Annotated in this window: 16 protein-coding genes; 7 read left to right on the top strand and 9 right to left on the bottom strand. The window is 50.0% G+C overall.

Annotated features, from left to right (window positions below; translation table 11 throughout):
* Nucleotides 1-54 precede the first annotated feature (54 nt).
* Together AAC007_RS05100 and AAC007_RS05105 are read right to left on the bottom strand one after the other, a co-directional pair.
* The gene (locus tag AAC007_RS05100) at nucleotides 55-1,773 is read right to left on the bottom strand and encodes a bifunctional protein-serine/threonine kinase/phosphatase (RefSeq protein WP_339674984.1); all 1,719 of its coding nucleotides are present in this window, start codon (nucleotides 1,771-1,773) and stop codon (nucleotides 55-57) included.
* Between the two features lie 36 nt (nucleotides 1,774-1,809).
* Nucleotides 1,810-3,282: a NarK family nitrate/nitrite MFS transporter gene (locus AAC007_RS05105; protein ID WP_339674987.1), complete on the bottom strand. Its 1,473-nt coding sequence runs from the start codon at nucleotides 3,280-3,282 to the stop codon at nucleotides 1,810-1,812.
* A 420-nt stretch (nucleotides 3,283-3,702) separates the two neighbouring features.
* On the opposite strand from AAC007_RS05105, the gene nirB reads away from it, so the two are divergent.
* A complete protein-coding gene (nirB, locus tag AAC007_RS05110) occupies nucleotides 3,703-6,249 on the top strand; it encodes a nitrite reductase large subunit NirB (protein WP_339674989.1) in 2,547 nt (848 codons plus the stop codon).
* A gap of 69 nt (nucleotides 6,250-6,318) precedes the next feature.
* Complete coding sequence (gene nirD, locus AAC007_RS05115; RefSeq protein ID WP_339674991.1) at nucleotides 6,319-6,642, top strand: nitrite reductase small subunit NirD; 324 nt, start codon at nucleotides 6,319-6,321, stop codon at nucleotides 6,640-6,642.
* Between the two features lie 150 nt (nucleotides 6,643-6,792).
* Here nirD and AAC007_RS05120 read toward each other — a convergent pair whose 3' ends face one another.
* A complete protein-coding gene (locus tag AAC007_RS05120; RefSeq protein ID WP_339674993.1) occupies nucleotides 6,793-7,380 on the bottom strand; it encodes a TetR/AcrR family transcriptional regulator in 588 nt (195 codons plus the stop codon).
* A gap of 252 nt (nucleotides 7,381-7,632) precedes the next feature.
* Here AAC007_RS05120 and AAC007_RS05125 point away from each other — a divergent pair, with 252 nt between their 5' ends.
* From AAC007_RS05125 to AAC007_RS05135, 3 genes are all read left to right on the top strand, one after another.
* Nucleotides 7,633-8,430, top strand: a complete 798-nt coding sequence (locus AAC007_RS05125; protein WP_339674994.1) for a crotonase/enoyl-CoA hydratase family protein — start codon at nucleotides 7,633-7,635, stop codon at nucleotides 8,428-8,430.
* A 175-nt stretch (nucleotides 8,431-8,605) separates the two neighbouring features.
* Nucleotides 8,606-9,463, top strand: a complete 858-nt coding sequence (locus AAC007_RS05130) for a VacJ family lipoprotein (protein ID WP_339674995.1) — start codon at nucleotides 8,606-8,608, stop codon at nucleotides 9,461-9,463.
* 14 nt (nucleotides 9,464-9,477) lie between these two features.
* Complete coding sequence (locus tag AAC007_RS05135) at nucleotides 9,478-11,901, top strand: MMPL family transporter (RefSeq protein ID WP_339674997.1); 2,424 nt, start codon at nucleotides 9,478-9,480, stop codon at nucleotides 11,899-11,901.
* Between the two features lie 279 nt (nucleotides 11,902-12,180).
* Here the strand turns inward: AAC007_RS05135 and AAC007_RS05140 are convergent, their stop codons facing one another.
* Both AAC007_RS05140 and AAC007_RS05145 read right to left on the bottom strand, forming a co-directional pair.
* Entirely contained in the window at nucleotides 12,181-12,420 is a 240-nt protein-coding gene (locus AAC007_RS05140) for a hypothetical protein (RefSeq protein ID WP_339674999.1), read from the bottom strand.
* Nucleotides 12,417-14,693, bottom strand: a complete 2,277-nt coding sequence (locus AAC007_RS05145) for a molybdopterin-dependent oxidoreductase (RefSeq protein ID WP_339675000.1) — start codon at nucleotides 14,691-14,693, stop codon at nucleotides 12,417-12,419. The genes AAC007_RS05140 and AAC007_RS05145 overlap by 4 nt, the downstream gene beginning before the upstream one ends.
* A 148-nt stretch (nucleotides 14,694-14,841) precedes the next feature.
* Here AAC007_RS05145 and AAC007_RS05150 point away from each other — a divergent pair, with 148 nt between their 5' ends.
* Nucleotides 14,842-15,327, top strand: a complete 486-nt coding sequence (locus tag AAC007_RS05150; RefSeq protein WP_339675001.1) for a helix-turn-helix domain-containing protein — start codon at nucleotides 14,842-14,844, stop codon at nucleotides 15,325-15,327.
* A 318-nt stretch (nucleotides 15,328-15,645) separates the two neighbouring features.
* On the opposite strand, the gene AAC007_RS05155 is transcribed toward AAC007_RS05150, so the two are convergent.
* The 4 genes from AAC007_RS05155 to AAC007_RS05170 all read right to left on the bottom strand — a co-directional run bounded on the left by AAC007_RS05155 (nucleotide 15,646) and on the right by AAC007_RS05170 (nucleotide 19,555).
* Complete coding sequence (locus AAC007_RS05155; protein ID WP_339675004.1) at nucleotides 15,646-15,933, bottom strand: helix-turn-helix domain-containing protein; 288 nt, start codon at nucleotides 15,931-15,933, stop codon at nucleotides 15,646-15,648.
* Entirely contained in the window at nucleotides 15,926-16,237 is a 312-nt protein-coding gene (locus AAC007_RS05160; RefSeq protein WP_301030344.1) for a type II toxin-antitoxin system RelE/ParE family toxin, read from the bottom strand. The genes AAC007_RS05155 and AAC007_RS05160 overlap by 8 nt, the downstream gene beginning before the upstream one ends.
* A 94-nt stretch (nucleotides 16,238-16,331) precedes the next feature.
* Nucleotides 16,332-16,958, bottom strand: coding sequence for a tyrosine-type recombinase/integrase (locus AAC007_RS05165; RefSeq protein ID WP_339675009.1), 627 nt, complete (start codon nucleotides 16,956-16,958; stop codon nucleotides 16,332-16,334).
* Nucleotides 16,959-17,131: 173 nt separating this feature from the next.
* Nucleotides 17,132-19,555 (bottom strand): MMPL family transporter, encoded by a 2,424-nt coding sequence (locus AAC007_RS05170; protein ID WP_339675012.1) that lies wholly within the window; start codon nucleotides 19,553-19,555, stop codon nucleotides 17,132-17,134.
* 200 nt (nucleotides 19,556-19,755) lie between these two features.
* On the opposite strand from AAC007_RS05170, the gene AAC007_RS05175 reads away from it, so the two are divergent.
* The gene (locus AAC007_RS05175; RefSeq protein ID WP_339675015.1) at nucleotides 19,756-20,550 is read left to right on the top strand and encodes an outer membrane lipoprotein-sorting protein; all 795 of its coding nucleotides are present in this window, start codon (nucleotides 19,756-19,758) and stop codon (nucleotides 20,548-20,550) included.
* The last annotated feature ends 8 nt before the right edge of the window (nucleotides 20,551-20,558 follow it).

Raw genomic sequence — 20,558 nt, forward strand, 5'->3', positions numbered from 1 at the left:
ATTAGCATACTGTCACACGCTCATTTGCGCTCGACAAACTAGTATTAACACCACTCAGCGCAGCAAACTCCACAACAGGCACAAAAACAAAAACAGCGATATGCCCTGCCAGGTCCGCAGGGGATTGCGGGTGAGCAAGGGCTTAAATTCATCTTTCATGAACTCGGTGTTTGGGTGTTCTAAATCGTAAACAAACTCAGAGACGTCGCTGTAACGCAGCTCAGGGCTAATACTCAGCGCACGACTCAATGCTGCATCCAGCCAGATCGGAACATGCGGATTGTATCGACACGCCGATACATACTCTACTCGCGAAAATGCCACGGTGGTCGTGCAATGCTGTAAACGACCCTGATACGGCTGTTGCCCCGTTAGCATTTCAAAAACAATGACCGCCAGCGAAAATTGATCGGCCCTGCCGCTCGGCCGCCGGCCCAGGACGTGCTCTGGCGCAGAGTATTGGGCGGTACCCAGAACGATATCGCGCTCGATGGGAACGGCGATTTCTGCCAAACCCGCGACATAACAGGAGCCAAAATCGATGATTTTGATTTTTCCGTCTTCGCCCACCAGAATATTGTCCGGCTTTATATCCTGATGAAACGTTTCTCGACGATGCATAGCCTGCAAACCTTTTGCCACCGGCACAATGATATCCAGCATGTTTTGCGTTGCCGGCTTAGGATTTTTTAGCATCCACTGACCCAGGGTTAATCCCGGTGAATAGTCAGACAAATAATATAGATAGCTAGGTGTTTTTGGCGGCTCAATAACATCGATAACATATTCGCTTTGTATTCGCCGCCCTATCCAGCTCTCCAATATGAAGCGCTCAATATAAGCAGGATCGTCATTAAAGTTTGCAGATGGCGTTTTCATCACGTAGTGACGATTTGCGATTCCATCAAATACTTTATAAAGCTGACTGCGAGGGCTGGCATGGATCTCCTCTTCGATAACCAATCCATCGACTACCATTCCCGCACTTAGTGGCGGCGGAAATGGTAGCGCCGTTAACTTACGGTATACGTCGCCAGCATCCTCTAAGGGCAGAGCATCTACCTTGAGCAGCTGACAACTTAAATTGTCGTCGCTGCCTGCGGCCAAGGCCTCATCTATTAAAAGCTGGCTAGCCGTCTGAAGATCCCCAGCACATTCGCTAATTAGCGCCTGCATTCGCGAACCGCTAAGAACGTCGTGAACACCATCTGTCGTCAACAAGAAAATATCGTTCACAGCGACGTCAGCAGCGCGATAATCTACGTCTAAATTAATATCTAAGCCCATTGCGCGGGTTAGGTAAGAACGCCCACGACCGACGGGCATAGCGTGATCCCGAGTAAGCTGTTCTAGAAAGCCATCCCTCAAACGATAAATTCGGCTATCGCCAACATGAAACAAATGTGCCGTTTGGGATTTAAAGATTGCGATACTTAACGTGGACACATAACCTTTTTCAGCCTGTAAATAATGCTGGCCCTGCCCATACAACCAACGATTTAACGCATTTAGTATTTGCTGCGCAGACCGCTTAACAGACCACGAATCAGGAGTAGAATAATAGTCGCTTAAAAAGCTTGTCACACAGGTTTCCGCGGCCTCTTTACCGGCCTCCGCCGCAGACACACCGTCGGCAATAACTGCGACGGCGCCCTTGGTCGTAAGCTGATCATCAACCGGCATACGAATGCCAAGGCTATCTTCATTCACAGCTTTTTGCCCAGCACTGCTGTGCTGGGCAATGGACAATTTTAAACCGCCATCGAAATGCATCGGAGGGATTCCAGAAACTAAAGCCTAGATCGCACTTTAGCTTACTTCGATCAGCGCAACACTACCGTCTTCATGTAACTCTGCAGTATGCCCCTGGGGCTCCTCGAGAAATTGCACCGCCACAAACACCACCGCCGCGCAGGCTGCGATAACCATAAAGAAGTTGGCATTACTCACAAACGACAACACCGTTAAGAAGATAACCGCGCCGACATTACCATAAGCACCTGTCATGCCTGCAATTTGACCGGTCATGCTGCGCTTGACTAACGGTACTATCGCAAACACCGCCCCCTCACCCGCCTGAACAAAGAAAGAACAGCACATGGTTGCGACCACGGCCAACCAAACAGACCAAGCCGACTCAATCTGACTCAACACCATATAGCCCACAGCCAAGCCAGCAACCAAAATAGACAATGATTTACGGCGTCCAAATTTATCAGACAAATAACCACCGCCGGGACGAGCCGCCAAATTCATAAAGGCAAAGCCAGACGCCAGCAAACCGGCCTCAACCGCGCTCAAGGTAAAGGTGTCCATAAAGAACAGCGGCAACATGGAGACAACCGCCAGCTCAGACCCAAAGGTCACAAAATACGCAACATTTAGAATGGCGACCTGCTTGAACTTGTACTGCTGCATAGGAGGGATTGCAACATTGTTTAAAACGTCGCTATTCACCCGCAGAATTTGGCTCACCTGAACGACAAACAATACTACCAACACAATATACAAAGCGATTGAGGCGAATTCGCTAAGCAACCCCAAATTAACCGGCGACAACTTCCAAGTCAGCACCGCCAAAGCCAAATACATTGGCACGCACATCGCGATATAAAATACTAAATCGCGTTTGCTACTCACCACCAAACCGCCAGATTTTTTGGGCTTAAAGTAAGTTGATCCCTTCGGGGTATTCCGGGCGCGCCAGTAGAAAAAGAAGCCATATAGAAACGCCAACACACCGGTCGTTGCTATCGCGTAACGCCAGCCATCATCTCCACCATAATATAGTGCGAGTGTTGGCAAACTCATTGCCGCTGCAGCAGAACCAAAGTTGCCCCAGCCGCCGTACACGCCTTCAGCCAAACCAACCTGACGGGCTGGGAACCACTCCCCCACCAAGCGGATCCCGATCACAAAACCAGCGCCGATAAAGCCCATCAGGAATCGCAGCATCGCGATCATTTCGTAGCTATTTGCCATTGCAAAAGCTACACAGACCACGCCGCCAGAAATAAGTAGGGCACTGAAAACAACACGGGGACCGAAGCGGTCCACCAACATGCCGACTATCACCCGCGCCGGTATTGTTAAAGCCACGTTCAAAATCATGAGTGCTTTAACCTGCTGAGTACTCAGATCAAAAGCTTCTTTAATAGCCGACAGCATCGGCGCAAAGTTAAACCACACAACAAAAGTCAGAAAGAACGCAAACCAACTTAGGTGCAGCAAGCGAATTTTATCTTGCTTGAGATCAAGCACATTTAAGGTTGAAGAAGACATCAACAGCTCCAGATAGGTCACAAAGGTATCTGCAGAGCCAACAGCAAGCCCTATGCCAAGCTATCTCAGGAAGCCGCCAAGCCAATCATAAGATATTGTTTTATATAACTTTATTTTTGTATTTAGAACAACGAACATTAAAAACGCACCAAAATAGACCCGAAATAAGGCTGTTCCGCCCCATCTTTTGCGCACCATTTAAACGCACAATGCCCCACCACGCCCCGATCATACAACCATCGGTCTAGAAAAACCGCCCCAACAAAGTGCAAAAATAAAATTAAATACTTATTAATCAATAGCTTAAATAACAACAAATACCGTGGCATATCTTTTGCTAACAACTCTACAGATTGTATAAACACCTAACACAGCGAAGGCTAAAGGCCGAAGCAAGCGCAAGTATTAAAGGAAGTAAAGATGACTGACAAACAACGTCTGCTTATTGTGGGTAACGGCCCTGTTGGGCACCAATTTATCGAATCCATTGTTGAGAGCGGTCAGTCCGATCAATTCGACATTACTGTCATCGGCGAAGAACCTCGCCCGGCATACGACCGAGTTCACCTAACAGCCTGGTTCGAAACCCGCGAAGCTGCCTCACTCAATATGGTGAAAGACGGGTTTTACGGCGACAACAACATCACCGCATTAAGCAATGAAAAAGTCACCGAGATTGATCGCGCTAATAAAATTGCCACCACCGACAAAGGCGAAAAATATGCCTACGACAAACTCATTTTATCCACCGGCTCCTTCCCCTTCGTACCGCCGGTACCGGGCCACGATCGTAAGAACTGCTTTGTATACCGCACCATCGAAGATTTAGAAGCGATTACTGCAGCGGCAAAAAATGCCAAGGTCGGCGCAGTAGTCGGCGGCGGCCTCTTGGGACTAGAAGCCGCTAAGGCCATAAAAGATCTAGGCCTTAAAACCCACGTTATAGAATTTGCACCGCGCTTGATGGCCGTACAGGTCGATGAAGGCGGCGGCGCTCTGCTGCGCAGAAAAATTGAAGACTTGGGTGTATCGGTTCACACCCAGAAAAACACCCAGCAAATTATTGATGGCGACGACTGCATCCATAAACTGCAATTTGCCGATGGCGCAGAGCTGGAAACCGATATCCTGGTTTTCTCAGCCGGTATTCGCCCACAAGATGCACTCGCCCGCCAAAGCGAACTCGACGTCGGCGAGCGCGGCGGCATCGTGATAAACGACAACTGCCAGACGTCTGATCCGGCAATCTATGCTATTGGCGAATGTGCTTTGTGGGGCGGTCGTATTTACGGCCTTATCGCGCCAGGTTGGGATATGGCACGGGCGGCCGCTGATCACGTCTTAGGCGGCAGCGAAAAAACCTTCACCGGCGCCGATATGAGCACCAAGCTCAAGTTAATGGGGGTCGATGTCGCCTCGATTGGCGATGCGCATGCCAGCACGCCCGGCGCCAAGTGCTATACCTTTATCGATGAAAAAGCCGAAGTGTATAAAAAGATTGTTGTCACCGCAGACGGCCAGCATCTCTTGGGTGCGGTATTGATCGGCGAGGCAAACGACTACGGCACATTGCTGCAATTTGCTCTGAATAAAATTGAGCTACCCGAACATCCAGAAAGCATGATTTTACCTGCGCTAGACGGCAGCGCAGGAGCTGGCCTTGGCGTAGACGCACTACCCGATGTCGCTCAAATTTGTTCTTGCAACAACGTCAGTAAAGGTGATCTTTGTGCCGCGGTGCAAGGCGGCGCAATGACCGTGGGCGACTTAAAAGTCTGCACAAAAGCAGCGACCACCTGCGGCGGCTGTACCGCGCTGGTCGGCCAAGTTCTCAACGCGGAACTCACCAAAATGGGCGTCGAGGTTAACACCGACCTCTGCGAACACTTTCCCTACACCCGCCAGGAAATTTACCATCTGGTCCGTGTTGGCAACATCAAATCCTTCGCCGAACTACTGGAAAAGTACGGCAGCGGCCACGGTTGCGAAATCTGTAAACCAACGGCGGGGTCGATCCTCGCTTCGTGCTGGAATGATTATATTCTGGAGCCGCAACACGCGAGCTTACAAGATACCAATGACCGCTATTTAGCCAATATGCAAAAGAATGGCACCTACTCGGTGGTGCCGCGCATGGCGGGTGGCGAAGTCACCCCCGACGGCTTAATTGCGGTTGGCCAGGTTGCTAAAAAATATAATCTTTACACCAAAATCACTGGTGGTCAGCGGGTCGATTTATTTGGCGCCACCCTCGACCAACTGCCCCGCATTTGGGAAGAATTAATCGGTGCCGGTTTTGAATCGGGCCACGCCTACGGTAAGTCTTTGCGCACCGTTAAGTCCTGCGTCGGATCTACCTGGTGTCGCTACGGTGTGCAAGACAGCGTTGGCCAAGCCATCGATTTAGAAAATCGCTACAAAGGGTTGCGCTCACCCCACAAACTAAAAATGGCGGTGTCTGGCTGTACCCGCGAATGCGCAGAGGCACAGAGTAAAGATGTTGGTGTTATCGCCACAGAAAAAGGCTGGAACCTCTATCTCTGCGGGAACGGCGGTATGAAGCCACGCCACGCTGACCTGTTTGCATCCAATATCGACACCGACACCATGGTGAAATATATCGACCGATTCCTCATGTTTTATGTCCGCACCGCCGACCGCCTGCAACGCACATCAGTGTGGATGGAAAACTTAGAGGGCGGCTTGGACTATCTGCGTAAAGTCATCATTGATGACTCGCTTGGCATTTGCGCAGACCTGGAAACGGAAATGCAGCACGTGGTTAACACCTATCAGTGTGAATGGAAAACCACCGTTGAAAACCCAGAGAAAGTGAAGCAATTCCGCAGTTTTGTAAATGCGGATAAAAGCGACAAAGAAATCGTATTTATTCAGGAGCGCGGCCAAATTCGCCCCGCCACCGACGCTGAGAAAATGACGGGCGACGATTTAATCGCGGTAGCCTAAAAGCAATGCATCAAGGCCAGAAGGTCTCCAAAGACCACTGGTCAGCAAAATTTATATGAGGATTACATAATGTCGTGGACAACCGTTTGCAGTCTCGATGACATCATACCGAACACCGGCGTTGCCGCTTTGATTGATGAAACCCAGGTCGCCATATTCCGTGTAAATGACAGCGTTTACGCGCTAGCCAACAAAGACCCGTTCAGCAATGCCAACGTACTGTCTAGAGGCATTGTGTGCAGCGTACAAGGTACCCTCGCGGTGGCGTCACCCATTTACAAACAACACTTTAGTCTTGCGGCCGGAAAATGCCTGGAAGATGACGACGTATCTATCGCGTGCTACGAAGCCCGCACCGAAGGTGATTCGGTTCAGATACGCATTACCCAATAAACCCAATACACAAGCTCGACTCTTGTCAGGGTTAACCGTAGTCTCCCCCTCGTCCGGCCACCACTTTTCGTGGTGCCGGCTTTTTTCCGATTTAGACAAGCACACTGGCTAGCACGCCACCGAAAAATAAAGACGATTCCTAATACTCGATTAAGTTGCCACAGCGCCAAACAAAGGCAGCAAACTTGTCACCAAACGACCGGGCTGTCCGCTCCGATTCTCTGCCAACGCAACATGACCGTGCGCCACCAGATTAAAGCCATTGTGCAACGCCGCCCCCAACACAATAGTCGCCAGGGCGCAGGCATCGCTACCCGCGCCTAACACGCCTTCCCGCTGAAACTGCAGAAAACGCGCCACCACCAAGCCATGTAGCGGATGCCGATCGCCAAGTAATTGACCGTCACCCAATCCTTCCCGCCCCCAAAGCGGCGAGGTCAAAGGAATAATGGCAATATAAAATAATTCGGCTGCTTGGTAGACATTTTCTAACCAAGCCGCCACATCATCTTGCAGGTCTGCATCTATTGCAGATTTAACGGCCTGCACTTCGGGCAGGCGCTCACCGATCAAGGCATATAGCAAACCGGCCTTGTCGCCAAAATTATTAAACACACTGGCTTCTGTGGTTCCCGCACAGCTGGCGATATGACGGGTTGTTAGTGCAGCAATACCCTCCCTTTGCAGCAAGTCATACGCCGCGTCTAGTAATTGCTCCCTAACCCTTGGTCGTGCCATCCATTTTTCCTCTGTCTCACCGCGAAGTGCAAGGCTTACCGCACTCGGTGAGAAATTCCATTTACATAAGTTAGTTTATAAACACGACAGATACTAAATCTGCCAACTTCAATTTTGAGACCTATTAAAACTATATTAGTGCAATGCTCGAGGTCGAGCATAAAATAACACGATAAGACGCAGGGACTAAGAAAATGCCACAATGATAAAAACGTGGTGCCACTCTTACTTAAATTAACACGGTCGACGACAATGTCAGATACACACACAATCAGCATCGTACGACAGCCACCTCTGGTCTGGATCACGATCGAGCGCCCCAGTGCGCGCAATGCGGTCGACGGCGACACCGCCAGATCACTGGCCAAAGCGTTTATAGATTTTGATGCCGACCCCGAGCTGTCAGTCGCTATTTTAAGTGGCGCAGAGCACAATTTTTGCGCCGGTGCCGACTTAAAAGCCGTGGCCAGCGAAGACCCAGGGCGCCGCAATCCACTCAACACCGACGGTATCGGGCCAATGGGGCCTAGCCGCCTGGCATTACGTAAACCGGTAATTGCCGCTATTGACGGCTACTGTGTTGCCGGCGGCCTAGAGCTCGCCCTCTGGTGCGATATGCGCATCGCCACCGAGCGCGCTGTATTCGGCGTATTCTGTCGTCGTTTTGGGGTTCCGCTTATAGACGGTGGGACGGTACGACTACCCCGTCTAATTGGCATGAGCCGCGCGATGGATATGATTCTCACTGGCCGTGCAGTTAAAGCCGAAGAAGCGCTCAGCATTGGCCTAGCCAACCGCGTTGTGCCGCCAGCGGCGCTTCGCAGCAGCGCCGAAGAACTCGCGCTACAAATTGCTGCATTCCCTCAAGAATGCCTGCGCAATGACCGCCGCAGCGCCTACGATCAGTGGGGAATGGACGAGGCAGCGGCAATTAGCAATGAGTTCAAATGGGGTATGCAAACCCTAAACAGCGGCGAAACGGTCTCTGGCGCCAAGCGTTTTGAGCAAGGAATCGGTCGTCATGGGGCTACAGAAAATCCTAGTGACTAAGACGCGGCCCAGAATAGGCTAGCGACTGATAACGCCGCTAGACGGAAAATGACCTCCAGCAGTGGTGGTGCTGAAACGGCAACAGACCCTAGGGAACGATTGCGCACTATACCCTTCTAAATGCTGGCGCCGGTATAAAGAATGTGCCGGTACAATAACATAGCAAGGTGAATGGATGCCGTCTAAACACACGTACCATCAACACTCGCCCCACCGCAAAAGCGCAACATCCGTATTCGAAGCACTATTGCTAAGTCTATTGCTGTTAACCACTAGCCTGCCCTTCAGCAGCGCGCTAGCAGCCGAGGGCAGCGGCGAAGCCGCGCAACAGACCAGCGCAACAGCAGTCGACTTGAGCGACGACGAAATCACTGTCGTTAGCTATGAAGAAAGTGACTACAACGATCCCTTAATGGCCTTTAATAGGGCGATGTTTGCCTTCAATGACGTTAGCTATCGCTATGTGCTTATTCCCGTTGCGAAGGGCTACAACTACGTCACGCCTACCGTCGTCAGAACCGGAATTGGCAATGTGTTCGACAATATCAAAGCGCCCATTCACATCATTAACCATCTATTGCAATGGGAACCAGCCAAAGCCGGCGCCACCACCGCCCGCTTTTTACTTAACACCACCATTGGTATCGCGGGCATATTTGACCCCGCAAAAGCATGGTTTGATTTACCCAAACAAGAAACCGGCTTCGCTGACACCTTGGCAGAATATGGCAGCAGCTATGGCACCTATATTGTTTTACCCTTTATTGGGCCGTCAGACTTACGCGGCGGCACCGGTGTGGTAGCTGACTATTTTTTAAATCCCATTCCCTACATTACCGAACAACCAGATACGACTTACATCATGGCTACCGATGCCACCCAAGACTTTGCAGGCCAAGCTGAAAGCTATGAAACATTGCGCGCTAAAAGTGATGACCCCTATATATTCTTTCGCAATATGCACATACAGGGCTTACTGAGAGACCAGCAATTCAAGTCTGACGAATCGCAGAACGCAAGCACACAAAAATAATCAGGACTCCACGCATGCTGGAAGCACTATTTTCACGACACAAAATAATACTTTTCGTCTTCGTCATTCTGGTCGGCTTCTTCGCATGGCACAGCAAAGACTTTGAAATTAATGCCTCTGCCGACACTTTAATTTCTGAAGACAATGAAGAGTTCATAAAGAGCCAAAAAATAAACCAACAGTTCTCACCCGAAGAGTTCCTTATCATTGCCTACCGCCCAAAAAGCGGCGACATCTTCTCTGAAACCAGCCTGAAAAACATAGCGGCCATCAGCGGCAAAATAGAACAACTTCCCCGGGTAAAAGCCGTGCGCTCGGTCATGACCGTGCCGCTACTATCGAAGGCTGGCAAAGAACTTAGCGCCGACATGAAGCCAAACGATTTCACCCAGCAAAAATTACAACTGCCGGCCTCCGAACTTCGCAGTCTCTTTAAAGACCATCCCATTTATGACGGTTTGCTAATAAACCACGAACAAACCGCTAGCGGCATCCAAGTTCTATTTAAGCCCGACATCATTCTACAAAATATAAATGCCGACATTCTGGCCATTCAATCCAAACGCTTAGATGGTGCACTAAGCAAAGACGACAAGACCGAGCTAGCGCACCTAAAGGCCAAAGCCGCACCGCAGGAGAAGGCACTTAGAGAAACCCGCAACAAAGAAATTGAAATTCTTCGCGGCATTATTAAAGACTATAGCGCAGACGCCGACCTCTACCTCGGTGGGGTTCACGTCCTAGGCTACCAACTCATTAACATTATTCAAAATGACCTGAAGGTGTTCGGCAGCGCCATAGCCCTTCTTATATGCCTACTGGTACTTCTAGCATTTCGGCGCTTTAGCTGGGTTATCATCACCGTTGCCTGCTGCGCCAGTAACCTACTCATTACCGTGGGCGCCTTTGGCTTGCTCAATTTAAAAGCCACAGTTATCTCCTCTAACTTTATTTCTCTGCAGCTTATTCTAAGCCTCGCGATTGTAATCCACTTAATTGTCCAGTACCGCGAAGACGCTGAATCACATCCGGACATCAGCCAAAAGGATCTAGTGGTACTGGCACTGAAGAATAAAATCGCGCCGTGTTTTTTCGCAGGCTTTACCACATCGCTGGGATTTGCCTCTCTACTCCTAAGTGAAATCCAACCCGTTATCGCATTTGGATGGATGATGATTGTCGCTATGGCAGTCACTATTCTCTGCACACTACTGCTGTTTCCCGCCCTACTGCTGCTTTTTCCTCGCGAAAAGCCCAGTTCGAACAGCACCTTCCTGGCTAGGCCAGTTAACGCACTCCACCACATGTGTATAAAAAGCGGCGGCGCAATAATACTAGCCAGCATTATCTTTTTCGGCGCCAGCGTGTTTGGCGCGCTACAGTTAAATGTAGAAAATAGTTTTATTAATTATTTTAGCGACAAAACTGAAGTCCATAAGGAGCTTAGTTTTATCGACAAAGAGTTTGGCGGATCCACCCCGCTGGACATTATTTACACACCGCCAGAAGAGCCGCGACCTGACAAAAACCTGGTATTACGCGCCAAAGATATTCAAAACGTACAACGAATACAGAAAGCGCTTGGCGAATTTGAGGCCATGGGCACCCGCCTGTCAGTATTAAACTTTACCCAACTAGCCAAGCAAATTAATAATGGCAGACCACTTACTGAATACGAATTAACCGCTATTTATTGGACTTTAGACAAAGGTATTCGCGAAGACCTGCTGGGCAGCTTCTTCCTAGAACCGCCAGCACAACTGCGAATTAGCGCGCGAATAAAAGACAGCACCGAAGGCCTGGACCGTGGCGCCATGCTGGCTGAGATTCACGAGAAAATTCAGGCATTGGGAATATCAAAAGACGACTATCAACTCAGCAGTTTATTTGTGCTGTATCAGGCTATGTTAGAGCAGTTATTCACCTCGCAGATACTCACACTGGGCGCGGTGTTTATCGCCTTGGGCATCGCCTTTTGCCTCATATTTCGCTCGGTTAAAATTGCGTCCATCGCCATCATCCCCAATATTATCTCGGCCTTCGCAATACTTGGGATTATGGGCTGGTTGAGAATCCCACTGGACTTTATGACCATGACCATAGCCGCTATCGCCATGGGCATCGCCGTGGATGACACCATCCACTACACCCACCGCTACTTACAAGAACTCAATAACACCAGCGCAGAAAAAGCCATCGAACGCAGCCACCACAGCGTTGGCTACGCGCTAATCTACACCTCGCTCATTATCGCTATTGGCTTTGCCTTGCTTGGCTTCTCAGATTTTGTACCAGGTGTGCTATTTGGTCTGCTAACGGGACTGGCAATTATTATTGCGCTAATCGCCGACCTTACTCTACTGCCTGTGCTGCTACATAACTTTGTGCGCGGCGACATTCACAACAATGCAGTCACTTCAGGTGAAATGGCCAAATAGTTTACCCACGCCCCAGGTGGAACGGAGGACTCCTGTTGGTAAAATGTGGAAGATCAAGAAATCGCATTAAATGTATTAGTTCCGACTTAGTCTGACACTTCGTTTTGAAAGGAAGAGATCTTGGCCTCTACGTGAAAGACTTAAAAACGCCCATTATATATTTTAACCAAATCGCCCATCTGGGCAGTTTTTACGATGGAGCGATACAGCAACTAGATTCAATCACATTAATTCATAACACCTGAATCAACTTCGTTACTTTTCCGCTGCGCTCCAAACCTAATGACCACTCTCACCCCGCTGGTAGCGATCAAGCTCGTCTGGATCAAAGCCCTCATTGCCGTCGACAATTGGGTCACGCATAAAGTCTTCGTGGGGTGCACGCCGAGACACGCGGTCTACGATCAAACGGCAGAGACGATCCAGCAATGATCGATTACGGGAGGCGCGGTCTGCCAGCCAGATAAGGAGCTTAGCTGCACGCTCCCGCTTTCTCTCAGCTCTACTGAGCTTGCTCATAATGTGGCCTCTGTGGGAGCTGGGTTGGCGGCGCCCCCAGTAGGGTCTTTAACAATACGGCAGGGCACGCCTTTTAGGTGGGGTATGCCCTGCTCACGGTCTAGATAATCTTCGTCGTCGCGACACAGTTGCGCGTCGCTGTATTGCAGCGCACCCGACAGATGACCGGCGCCCTTCTGCATTTCTGGCTTCCACCAGCCGTGGGGTACACGCACTAGGCCGTTGGGCATGGCTTCTTTAATGGCGACTTGCGCTGAAATTTTTCCTGTTTGGTTTTCAATAATGACCCACTCGTTTTCTTGAAGCTGATAGTCCTTTGCGGTATCTGGGCTCACAAAGATCATCGGCTCGGGAGCGCGCTGGCGCATTTCTGGCACCTGCCGTTGGGCAGTTTGAAAATAGCCGTCTTCACGTACACCGGTAAACATTTGCAGGGGGTAATTTGGGTCGACTGGTGGATCTTCACGAAAGTAAGGCAGCGGATCAAAGCCAAGGTCTTCGAGAATAGAGGACTTTAATTCCACCTTGCCGCTCGGCGTGGCAAAGCCGGTTTTTAAGTACTTGCGAAACTCCGGCATATCGAAATAAATTTCGGTGGTTTCCGACAACTCTTTAAAGCTCATACCGGTTGCCTGCAAGCGGTCATCATAGAAATCGGTCAGCGACGCCCACGGCACCAACTCCGGTCTACCCAAGGCATTGGCGATGCGTTTCCAGAACTCCCAGGTACTCAGCGCCTCGCCGGGAGGCTCCATCGACTGTTCTGAAGGACGGTAAGCCGACATCCAGCCAAAGGCATCGGTTAACCAAGGTCGTTCCAGCCAACTGTCGCCAGGCAATACATAATCGGCTAGCTGCGCGGTTGGGGTCATATGGTGCTCGTGGGCAACGATGAGATCCTGATTCATCATGGCTTTAATAATGAGCGGCATATTGGCGTAGCTCATTACGGTGTTATTCCCCAGCGCAAAAAATGCCTTAACCGGATAACTGCCCTCACCGGCCATGGCCCGGAAGGTAGCCGACGGATTGGCCATATAACACCCGGTTACCTGATTAGCATACTCATGGCCCCACACCCGCTTAAGTGGCTCGCGCAATGCCGCCTGCCCACGGTAAGTAAATGCGGGGTGAGTATCAGCGCCGAGCTGTTTGGCCTTTTGTGCTTCAGACAAAACTTCGTGCATTTCAATGGTCGATTCCGGCACCACGTCGGGATGAAAACCCTGCAGGGTTTCACCACCGGCAACATCGATGTAGCCGCACACGGCGCGCAAAATACCTTGCAGACGAATCGCCGAGGTACTATTGCGCTGCATGTCGGTGATTGGCGTCCAGGGAATAATCGACGGGCCGGCGTTCGCATACATGCGCGCCGCCTTAGCGATCATCTCTGGCTCACAACCCGTAAGCTTGGCGACGCGATCTAAGGGAAACTCATCTACACGCTTACGCAATTCTTCAAAGCCCACCGTCCAGTTGGCCACAAAATCTTTGTCATACAGACCTTCATCAAAAATAACTTTTAACCAGCCAAACATCATGGCGGCGTCGCTGCCCGCTTTTAAGGGCAACCAAATATCGGCGCGCTCTGCGCTCGAGCTCTTGCGTGGATCACACACAATTAGCTTGGCGCCGCGCTGCTGCGCCGAGCGAATATAGTTATACAGCGGTGTCCAGCTGTGGCGCCGGGGATTGTGCCCCATGAGTACGATGCAATTGGTGTTATTAAAATCACCCATCGGGAACCAGCCATAGGTTAGCCTGTTAATGGCTGCAGTATTACCTGCACACAGGGCAACACCACTGATCCAGTTTGGCGAGCCAATATGGTTCATGATTCGACGGCCAAGACCGTGATCTGTGGCGGTATTCCACTGACTGGTCGATACCGCCCACGCCTCGGGGCCGTGTTCATCAATTACTTTTTTCAGCCGCTGGCCAATATCGCTCATGGCCTCGTCCCAGCTGACCCGCTCCCACTTGCCGGAACCGCGTTCACCGACCCGTTTCATGGGGTGCAAAATACGGTCTGGGTGGGCAAAGGCTTTGGGCGCAATAATGCCTTTCATGCAAATATTGTCGCGAAAGATGGGGTTATCTGAAGAGCGCACTTTAACGACTCTGCCCTGCTTACTTTCTGTCACCACGCTACAGGCGATGTCGCAGGTCGCGCAGATAGTGCGCTTAACGGTGACACCGTCCTTAGCGGGACGCAGCTTATGCTTGGCATTGGCTATCGCACTTGGGTCAAAGGGGACGGGGGCAGGCATGGCACTCTCCAAAAGCAAATATTCTTGTGACTTTATTAGTCAGTCCAAAAACTGGACTTATTGATTAAAGTTAGTACAAAAAATGGACTTTGTATATACTTTGTGGCGAACAACCCAGAAATATGCGCGATTATTAGAGGCAAATTAAATGCAATGGGAAGAGCTCGGCGCACAGCAATGTTCAGTTGCACGCAGCTCGGTCGTTCTAGGCGATCGCTGGACGCTTGTGATTCTTAGTGACTGCTTTCTGGGGGTACGGCGCTTTGAGGATCTGCAGACACGTCTACAGGTGTCACGCACAACATTGACCCAGCGCTTGAAAAAACTGGAGGCGCACAGTGTATTGGAGCGCCGCGCTTACCAAAGCAATCCAGCGCGTTATGAATACCGCCTAACTGAAAAGGGTCGCGACCTGTACCCGGTAATTTCGACCCTGCTTAACTGGGGCGACAAATACTATTCCGATGCCGCTGGGCCACCGATTCTGCGCCAGCATCAATCTTGTGGTCACGACATTCAGCCGATTCTTTGCTGCCCAGACTGCGGTGAGCCAATTGATCCCCGCCAAGTCAGTGCTCGCAAACGTCCAGACGCACCCGGTTTTGCCGAGGTCACCCGCGGCCCCGCCCGCTAATCTTAGCCCCACTCCCGCAGCAGCGACTTAGCACGATGCGTAACTATTTTACGGGGGTAACGTGTCGATTCACCCATAAAATGACCGTTTTGGCCAAATTATGGTTAAAACATTCTACCGTTAAACATTAATTACCAGTATTTAGCCGGCTCAATGATCGCGGGCCCACTCGGCTCTTGAAAGCATAGGGCTGCCTGCGATCTGGACCGCTTGGTCTACTTATGGCGAAATCTACGGCTGACCACTTTTGAATAGCAGTGTTTGGAGCGCTTAACCCCAGACCGGTATTGTGACAGCCCAGCCTTTACCTAAAGGGAATTAATGCAATTGGGTAAAGATATCTGGGTGTTGCTCTGCAATACGTAGTAAAGCCACCGCAGGGCCTTGAGGCACGCGGCGACCTTGCTCCCAATCCTGCAAAGTACGCATGCTAACTCCAAGCATCCCAGCAAAAGTCGATTGCGACATTCTTAGCTGGGAGCGTATCACTTGCGGCGGTGATGGCTCGGACAACTCGGTAACTTTTAACCGGCCGTCACCCCTTTTATGTGCACGGATTTCGCGAATACCGTCCAATATTTCTAGGCCAATATCTCGTTTAGTCATGATCGATCGCCTCCGCGATTTGTTTTAACACATGGCTCGGAATCGTGGCTCGCTCCGATTTACTATAAATCGTAAGCATCCATATTTCATGATCCTGTGTCTTCCAGTAATAGATAACTCGAACACCGCCACTTTTACCCCCGCCGTCCAGGGCCCAACGTACCTTTCTGACACCACCGGAGCCTCTAACAAGATCGCCAGCATCTGGCTTTTGCATAAGATAAGTCTGCAATGCCTGATACTCCTCATCACTGAGGTATTTCGGCAGTAGCTTGGTAAAAGTGCTGGCTTCTATAAAAATCATATGTCGCTCATTATACGGCCCTGCCGTATAATATCAAGCGTCGCTGACCCGCATGGACTAGGAACACTCTGCCGCACCTAAATGCCCGGCAAGTTTACACCTCTGTTTGCTCCGCTATTTCCAATGCGTCGTCGAGCTCTATACCTAAATACCGCACTGTACTATCCAGCTTAGAATGACCAAGTAGTAACTGAACTGCACGAAGATTGCGTGTACGCCTGTATATTCGGGTAGCCTTAGTACGCCTAATCGAATGAGTCCCGTATGCCGTGCTATCAAGTCCGATCATCGAAACCCACCGATGTACTATTCTAGAATACTGGCGAGTAGATAAGTGTTCTGAAGAAGAAATTCGCCCTTTAAACAGGTAATCGCTTTGATCAAGCTGTTTATCACTAATCAAGACAGATAACGCTTTCCGAGTTTTTTCAGTTATCTCAAATCGCACCGGCTGCCCAGTTTTACGCTGTATTACCTGACTTCTGGTTAAAATCATCGACCCTTGTTTTACATCACTTACTCGCAAGCGCACGACGTCACAGCTTCTCAATTTACTATCAATGGCAAGATTGAACATTGCGAGTTGAGCTAACTTATGCTTTTGTTCGAGATGGTACCTAATCGCCCATACCTCTTGCAGTTTAAGGGGCGGTTTCTGTCCGATTAAGCAGCCTTTATTCCAGGGGATATGAGTTGTACTTAATGCTTGGGAATACGGCATGACTACGCCCTCACTCGTATTGGTGGGCTTTTAATTATGGCACCAAATACAGACATCGCCATTTTCACTAACCGTCCGCTATTGTGACAACTGCGCCAATTATAAGACGAATCAAAATACGCCCAAGTCGTATTACGCTAGCAATCCACCTCAGCGCTTTTTTTGATTCAAGCCTACGAGCCAGTATTGCTCGCAGGAGTAAACTCAGGACCAAATGGCTTGGTGATCATCAACAGGGCAGGCATAAACAACATGTCTGCCAGCAGTGCGACACTAATAGCAACGCTCAGCAATATGCCGAAGCTTGAAATAATCGCGAGCTGTGAAAGCAAATAGCACGAGAAGGCTCCTAGCAGAATGATAGTTGTAATCACAAGCGCTGGGCCTACGTCTCGCATAGAGTCCGCTAAGGCGACACGGTAATTACCGCAGCTCATAAAGCAGCGCCGGAATCGAATAACAAGGTGCAAGGTGTCATCCACCGCGATACCTATCGCGATGGTAGCTAAGAGCAACTTCATATAGTCGAGGTGAATACCCAACCACCCCATTAACCCCAGCACCACAACCACCGGAGCTAAATTTGGAATCATGGACAGCAGCCCAACCTTTATTGAGCCAAACGCCAAGCACAAAAAGCCAGCCACCATGACAAATATTAGGCTGTAGCCAATCAACTGGGTATCGGCAATATACTCCCCCATTTTTACCCACATTAAGCCAATACCGGTTTTGCGGACCGTGGCGTTAGGGATTGGATTTTCAGCAATATAGTCGTCTATTGTCGCCAGCAATTCCGTAATGGCAGCGGAGCCGCTCATTTCAACGCGCATTTCCAGCACGGTGCGACTGTAATTTTGTCCCACAAACTCCTGTAGCTCTTCACCACCGGAAATTTCGTAAACCAGGAAATATTGCGCCGCGAGATTTCGATCTTCGGGTAGACGATACCAGGCTGGATCATCGCCGTGAAAACTGCGATTAAGATCTTTTTGAATATCGACCACAGAGTATGTCTTTCTGACGAGGGGCTGCGCCTCGGCAAATTGTTGAATACGATCAATCGCGCGCAATATCTCTGGGTCTTTAACCCCTTCCGCCTCTTCTGTGTCGATAATATAAGTCACGTTTAATATGCCGCCCATCACACTCTCTGCTAGTTCGGTGTGCTGGCGCCATTCAACGCTAGGCTTAAAATCTTCAAGGAAGTTAAAATCGACTTTTACTTGGCTCAAGCCCGCCAGAAAAAAAACAAGCACGACAGTGCCGGCAGATAGCAGCGCCTTGGGATGATTCAAATTAAGTGATATGCAGCGTTCAACAAGCCAAAGTATCGGTGGCTGCACTACAGGCCGCGTTTTTTTATCTGCTTTTACCGGCGTCGACTTACCCGATGCCAGGGCGACCACCAACAAGGTCATCGACAATATAAAGGTAAACATCACCCCCGAGGCTGCATACAGCGCCATTTCGCTGAGGACTTTTAACTGCGAAACGGTCATTACCAGAAAGCCAACCGCGGTGGTGACCGACGCCAGTAAACAGGCGCCACCCACTTTAGATATCGCCGCTTTTACCGAAAGTTTGCGGTCACCGGTTTGTGCATAGGCGCGCTGAAACTCTAATAAAATATGGACAGATTGCGCCACGCCCACCGCACACAGCAAGGTAGGCACAATGCCAAAAAACAGCCCCAACACCCAACCAAAGGCGCCCATCATACCCAGTACCATCACAATGCTAAGTAGCACCACCGCTAGCGGCCCAAACAGGCCGAGCAAACTCACTCGAAAAAGTATAAAGGACAACACCGCCAAAACGACTAAGGTGACGACAGTGCCAATCGCAGAATCTTCCATGAACACGTGATTGTAGGCCGAGTTCATCGGCACATCGCCGGTAATAAAGAAATCAATACCGGCGTACTCTGGGCGCGCCATAATCTCGCGCAGCTTATTATCACTGACCTGAGGATAGAGGTTTTCTAACTGATTACCCTTGGCCTCGTCGTAAATAATTTCTTCCAGCGGGTCGACGCTGCTGCGCTCCATTTCTAAAATAATGGCTGCGTAATCTGCTTTCTCGTTAATAAGATAGTCGACATAAAGGGGACGACTTAGCACTTCATCCCGCAGTTTTAACAAGGCGTCTTGGTCTGCCGGGAAATCCAGCATCAATTCATCAACGTTGATTGAATCACCATCGGCGCGAATAAATTCCACCGTGGGCAAGCTAATCACGTCGCGCACATAGGGCACTTCATCCTCAAAGGCCTGTGCTAACTGGGCGATCTGGCCCATGGCCTCGTAATTAAAAGGCCCGTGCGGACGGCCTGGCACACGGTAAATGATGTAAGTCACTTCATCTGATAAAAACTCATCTAAGTATTCGGTGTAAGACAGATACACCGGATCGCTTTTGTCAAAGTAGGCGTCTAGGCTATTATCGCTCTGTACTTTGCCAGCAAAATAGATACCTCCACCCAGCATCAGCAGAGACAACAGCAAGACGATGACGCGATGATTAACCGCCCAACTGGCAACACCACCAAACACGGCGTCTACGCGATCTACAAATTTATTCTCTGTTGCCGCCATTGGTGCTCGCGCTCCCTATTATGATTATTGTTGATGATGTAAATCAGTGTTCAGTGACAAACCACAAAGCGCCACGCCCTTCCCTCGAACACAGGGCTGGCCGCCAAGAATATTTGATTTATCAGGTAATTATGCTTTAACTTGGTGCGCATAAACAATAAACATTAGATTTAACCTTAAGCCCCCCTGGAGCCCCGAGCGTGATAATAAAAAGGTTAACCGCGAGCATTCTATTCTCGCTGAGCTTGATAATTTCGCCCTTGCTCATCGCCGATGACGCGCAAGACAAAGGCTTAGCGATAGCCAAAGAAATGAAAAGCCGAGATCGCGGCTGGGTAGACAGCAGCGCGGAAATGGAAATGGTGCTGCACAGTCGCGGCGGGCGGGAAACCCGTCGGGAAATGCGCATTTTATCCCTAGAAGTACAAGATGACGGCGACAAGTCGATGACCATCTTTGACAGCCCCAACGACGTCAAAGGCACCGCTTTTCTGAGCTTTACTCATAACAATGCCGACGACGACCAATGGCTGTATTTGCCCGCATTAAAGCGCGTTAAACGTATCGCTTCTAAGAACAAATCTGGGCCGTTTATGGGCAGCGAGTTTTCCTACGAAGACCTTAGCTCCTTTGAAGTGGAGGAATACGACTACCGCTGGCTACGTGACGAAGAGGTAAACGGAGAGCTGTGTTATGTAGTCGAAATCATTCCCCGCGACAAATACTCAGGCTACAGCCGCGAGATAGTGTGGATAGATCAAACCCACTATCGCGCTCTAAAAATTGAATTCTATGATCGCAAAGAGAGCGTGTTAAAGACTTTAACTCTGAGCGACTACCAACTGCACCTAGACAAATTCTGGCGACCAGCAAAGCAGACCATGGTGAATGAGCGCAACGGCAAAAGCACCGAGGTATTCTTGCGCAACTATCAATTCCGCAGCGGCTTAGACGAGCAAGACTTCACTGAAAATAGCCTCAAACGCGCGCGGTAAGACAGACC

This window comes from uncultured Zhongshania sp., from assembly GCF_963975605.1.
GTDB lineage: Bacteria > Pseudomonadota > Gammaproteobacteria > Pseudomonadales > Spongiibacteraceae > Spongiibacter > Spongiibacter aquimaris.

Excerpts from the sequence above, each read along its gene's own strand:
- AAC007_RS05100 (WP_339674984.1), bottom strand. The coding sequence starts at position 1,773 with ATGCATTTCGATGGCGGTTTAAAATTGTCCATTGCCCAGCACAGCAGT.
- AAC007_RS05105 (WP_339674987.1), bottom strand. The coding sequence starts at position 3,282 with ATGTCTTCTTCAACCTTAAATGTGCTTGATCTCAAGCAAGATAAAATT.
- nirB (WP_339674989.1), top strand. The coding sequence starts at position 3,703 with ATGACTGACAAACAACGTCTGCTTATTGTGGGTAACGGCCCTGTTGGG.
- nirD (WP_339674991.1), top strand. The coding sequence starts at position 6,319 with ATGTCGTGGACAACCGTTTGCAGTCTCGATGACATCATACCGAACACC.
- AAC007_RS05120 (WP_339674993.1), bottom strand. The coding sequence starts at position 7,380 with ATGGCACGACCAAGGGTTAGGGAGCAATTACTAGACGCGGCGTATGAC.
- AAC007_RS05125 (WP_339674994.1), top strand. The coding sequence starts at position 7,633 with ATGTCAGATACACACACAATCAGCATCGTACGACAGCCACCTCTGGTC.
- AAC007_RS05130 (WP_339674995.1), top strand. The coding sequence starts at position 8,606 with ATGCCGTCTAAACACACGTACCATCAACACTCGCCCCACCGCAAAAGC.
- AAC007_RS05135 (WP_339674997.1), top strand. The coding sequence starts at position 9,478 with ATGCTGGAAGCACTATTTTCACGACACAAAATAATACTTTTCGTCTTC.
- AAC007_RS05140 (WP_339674999.1), bottom strand. The coding sequence starts at position 12,420 with ATGAGCAAGCTCAGTAGAGCTGAGAGAAAGCGGGAGCGTGCAGCTAAG.
- AAC007_RS05145 (WP_339675000.1), bottom strand. The coding sequence starts at position 14,693 with ATGCCTGCCCCCGTCCCCTTTGACCCAAGTGCGATAGCCAATGCCAAG.
- AAC007_RS05150 (WP_339675001.1), top strand. The coding sequence starts at position 14,842 with ATGCAATGGGAAGAGCTCGGCGCACAGCAATGTTCAGTTGCACGCAGC.
- AAC007_RS05155 (WP_339675004.1), bottom strand. The coding sequence starts at position 15,933 with ATGACTAAACGAGATATTGGCCTAGAAATATTGGACGGTATTCGCGAA.
- AAC007_RS05160 (WP_301030344.1), bottom strand. The coding sequence starts at position 16,237 with ATGATTTTTATAGAAGCCAGCACTTTTACCAAGCTACTGCCGAAATAC.
- AAC007_RS05165 (WP_339675009.1), bottom strand. The coding sequence starts at position 16,958 with ATGCCGTATTCCCAAGCATTAAGTACAACTCATATCCCCTGGAATAAA.
- AAC007_RS05170 (WP_339675012.1), bottom strand. The coding sequence starts at position 19,555 with ATGGCGGCAACAGAGAATAAATTTGTAGATCGCGTAGACGCCGTGTTT.